This window comes from Saccharospirillum salsuginis, assembly GCF_014651855.1.
GTDB classification, from domain to species: Bacteria; Pseudomonadota; Gammaproteobacteria; order Pseudomonadales; family Natronospirillaceae; genus Saccharospirillum; species Saccharospirillum salsuginis.
Map to the genome: position 1 here is coordinate 97251 of NZ_BMXR01000016.1, position 8247 is coordinate 105497.

Annotated in this window: 7 protein-coding genes; 3 read left to right on the plus strand and 4 right to left on the minus strand. The window is 60.6% G+C overall.

Annotation, left to right across the window (positions count from 1 at the left end):
* Window positions 1-100: 100 nt before the first annotated feature.
* Window positions 101-916 (plus strand): substrate-binding periplasmic protein, encoded by an 816-nt coding sequence (locus tag IE111_RS22615; protein ID WP_189613182.1) that lies wholly within the window; start codon window positions 101-103, stop codon window positions 914-916.
* Here the strand turns inward: IE111_RS22615 and IE111_RS22620 are convergent, their stop codons facing one another.
* The 3 genes from IE111_RS22620 to IE111_RS22630 form a co-directional block, all read right to left on the minus strand.
* The gene (locus tag IE111_RS22620; RefSeq protein ID WP_189613184.1) at window positions 917-2065 is read right to left on the minus strand and encodes an NnrS family protein; all 1149 of its coding nucleotides are present in this window, start codon (window positions 2063-2065) and stop codon (window positions 917-919) included.
* A 15-nt stretch (window positions 2066-2080) separates the two neighbouring features.
* Window positions 2081-2302, minus strand: a complete 222-nt coding sequence (locus IE111_RS22625; RefSeq protein WP_189613186.1) for a hypothetical protein — start codon at window positions 2300-2302, stop codon at window positions 2081-2083.
* Window positions 2303-2802: 500 nt separating this feature from the next.
* Complete coding sequence (locus IE111_RS22630) at window positions 2803-3522, minus strand: DUF1223 domain-containing protein (RefSeq protein WP_189613189.1); 720 nt, start codon at window positions 3520-3522, stop codon at window positions 2803-2805.
* 188 nt (window positions 3523-3710) lie between these two features.
* On the opposite strand from IE111_RS22630, the gene IE111_RS22635 reads away from it, so the two are divergent.
* On the plus strand, window positions 3711-5603 hold the full coding sequence (locus IE111_RS22635; protein ID WP_189613190.1) for a propionyl-CoA synthetase: 1893 nt from the start codon (window positions 3711-3713) through the stop codon (window positions 5601-5603).
* Here the strand turns inward: IE111_RS22635 and IE111_RS22640 are convergent.
* On the minus strand, window positions 5594-6652 hold the full coding sequence (locus tag IE111_RS22640) for a Gfo/Idh/MocA family protein (RefSeq protein ID WP_189613192.1): 1059 nt from the start codon (window positions 6650-6652) through the stop codon (window positions 5594-5596). The two genes, IE111_RS22635 and IE111_RS22640, sit on opposite strands and share 10 nt — an antisense overlap.
* Before the next feature lie 238 nt (window positions 6653-6890).
* Here IE111_RS22640 and IE111_RS22645 point away from each other — a divergent pair, with 238 nt between their 5' ends.
* Window positions 6891-8129: an imelysin family protein gene (locus IE111_RS22645; protein WP_229805491.1), complete on the plus strand. Its 1239-nt coding sequence runs from the start codon at window positions 6891-6893 to the stop codon at window positions 8127-8129.
* The last annotated feature ends 118 nt before the right edge of the window (window positions 8130-8247 follow it).

Consider the following 8247-nt stretch of genomic DNA (forward strand, 5'->3'; position numbering starts at 1 on the left):
CGGACATTTGTGAAACCCACAGTGCCCTTCTATTATGACAGAACGTGTTCCGAGACAGGGAATGGTCGGAATGGAAGTATATTCCCCAACGGAGCATCCGATGAGGCGCTTGAAGAACACACTGCTGTGGTGCGGGGCTGTCCTAATGTCCGTCACGGTCATGGCGGAGGACCCCGCTGCGACCTGCGATAAGTTGGTCGCCACCGGAAACCCGGAATACCCTCCGTACCTGTGGCGTGATCCCGATACGCGCCGTGGGCTGATGGGGGCCAACGAGTTGATTCTGAAGGCGGTCAGCCAGCGGCTCGGCATTCCCATCGAGGTGGTTTATACCGGCCCCTGGTCGCGTGCCCAGGAAGAAGTCCGCGCCGGTCGCGTCGATTTGATCGCCGGTGCTTTCTATACCGAGCCCCGCTCGGAATACATGCATTACATCCGCCCGGCGTTCCTGACCACGCGCAGCGTTCTCTGGAAACGAACCTTCGTTGATATCGATTACAGCGAATGGGATGACCTTCAGGCCTATGACGGCGCCACTGTCATCAACAACAGTTTTGGCCAGGCATTCGACAGCTATGCCCGGGACAACCTCAAGATAGAAACCGTCGCCAGCCTCGAGCAGGCCTTCCGCATGTTGGCCCAGGGGCGGGTCGACTACGTGCTGTATGAAGAATTCCCCGGCCAGGCCTATTCGGACCGACTGAACCTGACCTACGTCATCGAGACGGCCAACCCTCCGATCAGTCAGGAGGAGCTCTATCTCACCCTCTCTCATCGCTCAAAATGCAACACCCCGGAATTGAGGGGCGCCCTGGAGCGGATTATGCGGGAGATCACACGGGACGGAACCGCCGAAGCAGCCCTGCAGGCCGGTCTTGAGGCCTGGCATGACCAGAATCCCGCATCCGGGGGGTGATCAACCCGGTCGCCCATCCGGACGTGGCGCGGTCAGAATGGGGTAATAGTGCACCGCGAACACCGCCAGACCCATCGCCGACAGCAGCACGGCCAGGCTGAACCCGATGCCGGTTAGGGAGGGTAAAAACACCGGCAACACAACCCGGGCCAGCATGCCGCCCATCAGGAATACAGCCATCAACCCCAGCCAGATTGGCGCCCGCAACGGCCGTCCGGTATGGCCCAGCGACACCCGGCTCACCATCGCCAGAATCATCAGACTGATGCCCTGCAGGGCGAGAATGTGCTGGGCATTGTGCCCCAGGCTGGTTGCCGGGCCGGCCACGACCAGGATCGCCGCCGTCAACGGCAGCGCCCAGTAGCTCAGATGCAGTGTCCAGATCAGCGAATCCTGCCAGATCATCGGCGTATACCACCGCACCGCCCGACGCACATGCACCAACGCCACAACCAGAAAGACGGCCCGTCCGACCATCGAACCGCTCAACCCCATGGCCACCAGAACCACCAGGGCCAGGGTTCCCGATACCAGCAGCCAATACTGCCACAACGGCTCGGAAGAGCGGGGCAGGCCGAACCGGTTTGCCGTAAACATCGGAATAATCCGCCCGCCGATCACCGTCATGAACAACGCCATGCACCACAATAAGGCCGATCCGTAGAGACGCAGCGACGGCCACAACAACGCCACATGCAGCACCGCGATCGCCAGTAGGGCCGGCAGGAAAACCAGATTGCGCCACTGCTGTTGTTTAATCACCGGCCGCGCGAACCAGAACGCCCCGTAACCGAGGCAGAGCAGATCGGGCAGAACCCACCACACGGGCGACACATCCGGACCGAACCAAAGCACAACCCGGCCCGACAACCAGAACCCGACCAACACCGCCAGCGGCCAGCCGCTGATCCCCGGCATCCCGGTCCAGTTCTGAACCGCCGTCAACAAGAACCCCAGGGCAATAGCCACCCCGAAGCCAACGGTCATCTCGTGCACATGCCAGGTCAACGGACTCAAGGCCCCCGGCCACGACACCCAGCCGTTCAAAAACAGGCCCCAGCGCACCAAAGCCACCACGAAAAACACCGACCCCAGCAGGAAAAAGGGGCGGAACGCCAGGTTCATCACCGCTCTCGGAATTACCGACATTCGTTCATCTTCCCGTTAATTAACCGTACGACCCAGAGTCTGCAACGCATGCAGACGCAACACATAAGACAATTTGAACACCACCGCCAACACCAGCATGGACACATGCGCCATGCCCTGAACCAGCAAATGCTGGTCCGAAGCCCAGACATAAGCCGTCAGCGTTGCCGCCACAAACGCGAGCAAGGATAGCAGCATCAATGAATGTGCGAGATCGAGTTTCTGAAAAGCGTTCATGTGAGCCTCCGGGTTGTACCAATAAAGATGTATTTAATATCGATCTTTATAAGAGTCATATTAAATGAATGTTTGTGGGTGTCAAGGACGAAGTATTGAGAGCGTGGGTAAGAAGCGGGGGCGGCGGAGGCTAGTACCCGAGTCGCGTAGGGTGGGCACCGCCCACCATGGAAGAACAACTAACCCATTCGACCCCGATCAGCCCGTAGTCAGTTGGAATGGAAGTTAAAAGTCGAATGCCCCAACCTTGGTGGGCGGCCGAGACGTCGGACCGACCCACCCTACAGTAGGTTCGGTGGCAATGAGCCGAGCCCGGGGTGGCCTTAACCCTTCCGGGGGATGTCCGCAGCAGGGATGCTGCGGTCAAGCTTACAGGGATGTATTCACAGCGACCCCCGGCAGGGTTAAGGCCACCCCGGGCGGACCAGAACCACAGGCCTAGCCAAGCAAAGGCCAACCCAGGCACCAACCGGAAACCACCGCCACACAAAGCCAGACCACTAGGGCAAATACCCACCAACAGCCTGAATAATCCGCGGCTCGTCACGCGGAGACACCCACACCACCAGGGCCGTCCGACTCTGCCCGGCCTCGGGTGCCTCCGGCAACTCAACCGACCAGTCACCCTCGCCATGCGCCCGATACCAATCCAGCACCACAAAATCATGCCGCAACGTCTTGCCGGCGTTCTCGCCCCGCTTGACCTGCGAACTCAAGCCATTGCCCAGATACGCCATATGCAGGGTCAGGGGTCTGGATTCGGACTCGAAACCAAACCGGGCGGACAGTTGACCGTCCTCAATTGTCACCGACAACCGGCCGCTCGCCACCAGCGGCGCCGTCACCTGTCGACGACCGTTGAACCAGGCCCGGAATTCCTCGCTGTTCACCATGATCCCAGGGGTATAGCGCTGGCTCAGACGGCCGGACTCGACATAGGCCGTCTGGCGCGAGCCGTATTCCGGCTCGGCGAACCGGTCCTCCCAGCCGATCCAGTCCCAATAGCCGACGTGGAAGGCCATCGGAATGATGTTGGTGAACAGATCGGGATGGTTCTTGAATTCGGACAGCCAACGGTCCGCCGGCGGGCAACTGCTGCAGCCTTCGGAGGTGAACAATTCAACCACGGCCGGAGCGCGTTCGGCGCTGTGCCATTCCAGGGAAGCCGCCCAGGCCGGTGACAGGGTAAGTATCAAGCCGATAAGCCAAAATCGGTGCATGAGTCGTCTCCTCTGGGTGGTGTCCGCATTGGATCGGTTCATCGCCCCGAAGTTCCACGAACACTTGAGATAGATCAATGCATCTCCCTGTGTGTACGCCAATGGTCTAGTAGTCAAGGCTGGTTGCTTTTTGGACACTTTGAAACAAACCAAAGACAACAACAAAACCCGCTTGGAAGGATAGACCCATGTCCAACGACGCTCCTAACACTTATCAACAAGCCTATCAGGAAGCCAGTGACCATCCCGATGCCTTCTGGCTGCAACAGGCCAACCGCATTCAATGGGTTCGCAAGCCTACCCGGGGAGCCACGGAGGATGACGAGGGCCTGACGCGCTGGTACGCCGACGGAGAACTCAATACATCCTGGTTGGCGCTCGATGCCCACGTCGAAGCCGGCCGCGCCGACCAGACCGCGTTGATCTACGACTCGCCGGTCACCGGTCGCCAGCAGACGTACAGCTATGCGGAACTGCTGGACCGGGTCAAACGAACGGCCGGTTTTCTGGCGCACCTCGGCGTGACCAAAGGCGATCGTGTTGTCATCTACATGCCCATGGTGCCCGAGGCGGTTATCGGCATGCTCGCCTGCGCCCGGCTGGGCGCCATTCATTCGGTCGTGTTCGGCGGGTTCGCCGCCCGGGAACTGGCCGTGCGCATCGACGACGCCCGGCCCAAGGTGGTGCTGTCGGCCTCCTGCGGCATCGAAGTGGATCGGGTGATTCCCTACACACCGATGTTGAACGAGGCCTGGTCACTGGCCGAACACAAACCTGAATCCGCCGTCATTCTGCAGCGCGACCAGGCCCGGGCCGAGCTGACCGAAGGTCGGGATCACGACTGGGCCGAGCTTGAAGCCCGGGCGGAACCGGCGGACTGGGTTGCGGTGAAGGCGACCGATCCGCTCTACATCCTGTACACCTCCGGTACCACGGGCAAACCCAAGGGCGTGGTGCGCGATAACGGCGGCCACGCCGTCGCCATGCACTACAGCATGGAGGTGGTGTACGGCATGAAACCGGGTCAGGTGTTCTGGGCGGCCTCCGATGTGGGGTGGGTCGTCGGCCACTCCTACATCGTTTACGGCCCCCTGATCTACGGGTGCACCACGATATTGTATGAAGGCAAGCCGGTGCGCACACCCGATGCCGGTGCTTTCTGGCGCGTGATCGACGAGCACAGGGTGAACGCCCTGTTCACGGCTCCCACCGCCTTCCGTGCCGTGAAAAAGGAGGATCCGAACGGCGACCTGATGGCCTCGTACGATCTGACTTCCCTGCAACGGCTCTTCCTGGCCGGCGAACGGCTCGACCCGCCAACCTATGACTGGCTTAAGGAACGCACCGGTCTGCCGGTGCTCGACCACTGGTGGCAGACCGAGACGGGCTGGGCCATCGCCTGCAACCCGGTCGGATTGGAAGAATTGCCGGAAAAAGCAGGTTCCGCGACGGTGCCGACGCCGGGCTTCCAGGTCACCATTCTCGACCCGGCCGGCGAGCCGTGCGCGGCGAACGAACAGGGTGCCGTCTGCGTCAAGCTGCCATTGCCTCCGGGTTGTCTGCCGACCATCTGGGGGGACAACGAACGGTTCCACAACGCTTATCTGTCGGCCTTTCCGGGGTACTACCTGTCCGGTGACGGCGGATATCTGGATGAGGACGGCTATCTGTTCATCATGGGTCGGGTCGACGACGTCATCAACGTGGCCGGCCACCGCCTGTCCACCGGTGAAATGGAGGCCGTGGTCGCCAGCCATCCGGCGGTGGCCGAGTGTGCCGTGTTCGGGGTACAGGACGACCTGAAAGGGCAGGTGCCGCTCGGTATGGTGGTGCTCAAGGACGGCCAGACGCCGGACTTGGCCGAGCTGGAACAGGAGCTCGTCGCTCTGGTTCGACAGCAGATCGGCGCGGTGGCCTGTTTCCGCCGGGCGTTGGTGGTCGACCGTCTGCCCAAGACCCGTTCCGGCAAGATCCTGCGGCGGACTCTGCGACAGATCGCCAATGGTGAGCAGTACCAGGTACCGTCCACCATCGACGATCCGGCGATCCTCGACGAGGTGTCGACCCGGCTTCAGCCGTAGTCCCAGGCCAGCCGCCGTCCCAGGCGGCTGGACTCCTCCGCGCGTTCCAGCGTGTAGAGCAGGGCGCGGGCTTCAAAGGTGCTGACCGGCGCCTTGTCTTCGCCCCGAATGGCCGCGGCCAATTGACGGTAATAGTGCCGGTAGTGGCCCGGCTCGGGGGCATCATCGGTGGTCTCGACGGTCCCGTCTTCCCGGGCGCTGAAACGTCGGGCGGTTTGTTCGGCGCCGAGCGACGGGTAGCCTGCCTGCCAGGGCATCTGATCCGCGCGTAATGCCGCTTCTTGTGGATCCAGCCCCCAGCATTGCCAACTGCCGTTTTCGAACCGGGCGTTGTAACGACGCATGTCACCGGCCTCGAACGGTGTCGAACCGAGCGTGATCTCGAACCCGGCATAGTGCAGTTGTACATCGAACCAGTCGACGGTCTGGCCGCCGGGGCGCAGTATCTTCAAGTTCGCGGTCAGGGCCTCGGGCGGGCCGAACAGGGCCAGTGCCTGATCGATCAGATGCGGGCCCAGGTCCCAAAAGATACCCGTACCTTCGCCCGGTTGTTCGCGCCAGCGTTGTTGTGGTGTCGGGCGGAATCGGTCGAATCGGGAATCCAGGTGTTTTAGTTGGCCGAGATCCTGGCTGTCGATCAGCTGTTTCAGGTGCAGGAAATCGCCGTCATAGCGACGGTTTTGATAGGCCGTGACCACCCGGTTTCGGCGTTCGGCCAGTTCGGCCAGGGTTTCCATCTGCTCCAGACGGGTGACCGCCGGTTTTTCCAGCAACACATGCTTGCCGGCCTCCAGCGCCGCCTTGGCCAGCGGGAAGTGCAGGTCGTTCGGTGCGGTGATGACAATCAGATCCAGGTCACCCGCGCCGATCAGGGCATCGGTGTCGTCGGTGACCTCGGTGTTCGGGTAGCGCTGATGGACGGCATCCGGGTTGCGACTGTTCACCCGCGTCAGCTCAAAGTCCTCCAGCAGTTCGATGAAAGGTGCGTGAAATACGCGACCCGACAGACCATACCCGACCAAACCGGTACGAATTGAGGATGTCCCCATGATGTTTTCCCGTTCTCGATGAAAGCGTTATCGCATTTAAGCGAGGGCGCGTGTCGTGCAGCAAGTATCAAACTGTAACAGGGCACATTCAGATTGCCTTGAAATGCATATGAAAATAATTTGCATATGCTATTAAGTTTGATAGCCTTTCGCGCTTGAGAACAGCAGGGACGTTGCCGATCCGCTCCGGGTGTGCACGCCCCCATCCCATACGAATCGAGTAATGAAGGAGTATTTCATGTTCCGTCAGCTTTCCGCGGGTCTGGTCGCGGCGACATTCACAGCCGGTGCCCTTGCCGCCGCCCCCTCCAAAGACGCCATCGTTGAACAGTATGCCGACCTGGCGCTGGAAACCTACAACGCCTCCCTGAAATCCGCCAAAAAACTGGACGGTAAAATTGAAACCTTCCTGGACAACCCGTCCCAGAACACGCTGGAAAAAGCCAGGGCCGCCTGGATCGACGCGCGCGAGGATTATCAACAATCCGAAGTCTTCCGGTTCGGCAATCCGGTGGTCGATGATTGGGAAGGTCAGCTCAATGCCTGGCCGCTGGACGAAGGCCTGATCGACTACGTCGATGGCGACTATATTCACGAACTGGGCAATCCCGGCGCCACGGCCAACCTGATCGCCAACACCGAGCTCCAGGTCGGCAGTGAGACTCTGGATGTCAGCGAATTCACACCGGAATTGCTGGCCTCCCTGAATGAACTGGGTGGCTCCGAGGCCAACGTGGCCACCGGCTATCACGCGATCGAATTTTTGTTGTGGGGACAGGATCTGAATGGCACGGCTGCCGGTGCGGGCGAGCGTCCCTACACCGACTTTGCTTCGGGCGAAGACTGCACCCACGGTCACTGTGACCGTCGGCGTGACTACCTCGCTACCGTTTCCGACCTGTTGATCCAGGATTTGGAGTGGATGGTCGCCCAGTGGGACGACGGCCAGAGCGACAATTACCGCGCAACCCTGCTGAACGAGCCGACCGACAATGCCCTGCGCCGCGTCTTTTATGGCATGGGCAGCTTGGCATTGGGTGAGTTGGCCGGTGAGCGGATGAAGGTCGCTCTATCGGCTTTCTCCACCGAGGACGAGCACGACTGCTTCTCCGACAACACCCATAACTCGCATTTTTACAATGCCCGGGGAATCCGCAACGTCTATACCGGCACATTCGGCCGGTTCGGCGGCGGTCCGTCCATCCGTAAGTTCCTTAAGGACGAGAACCCGGAACTGGCCGAGCGCGCCGACGAAGCCTTCGCCAATACTGAAGCGGCGTTGCAGCGTCTGGTCGATTCCGCCGAGCAGGACGATGTGCATTTCGATCAACTGATCGCGATGGACAACACCGACGGTCACGAGATGGTGCGTTCCGCCATTGACGCCCTGGTGGTTGAAGCCCGGGTGATCGAAGACATGGCCCTGGCGTTGGGGATCGATCGGTTGAATCCGGACAACGCCGATCACGATTTCTGATCGAAACTTCCAGGGTAGGGTGGGCATCGAGGCTGTGAAAGTATCCCTTCTTTAAGGTTAAAATCACGGCTTGCTATTCAAAAGGAGCTTTCCAGTGCCTGCCCGCCGCTACAAAACC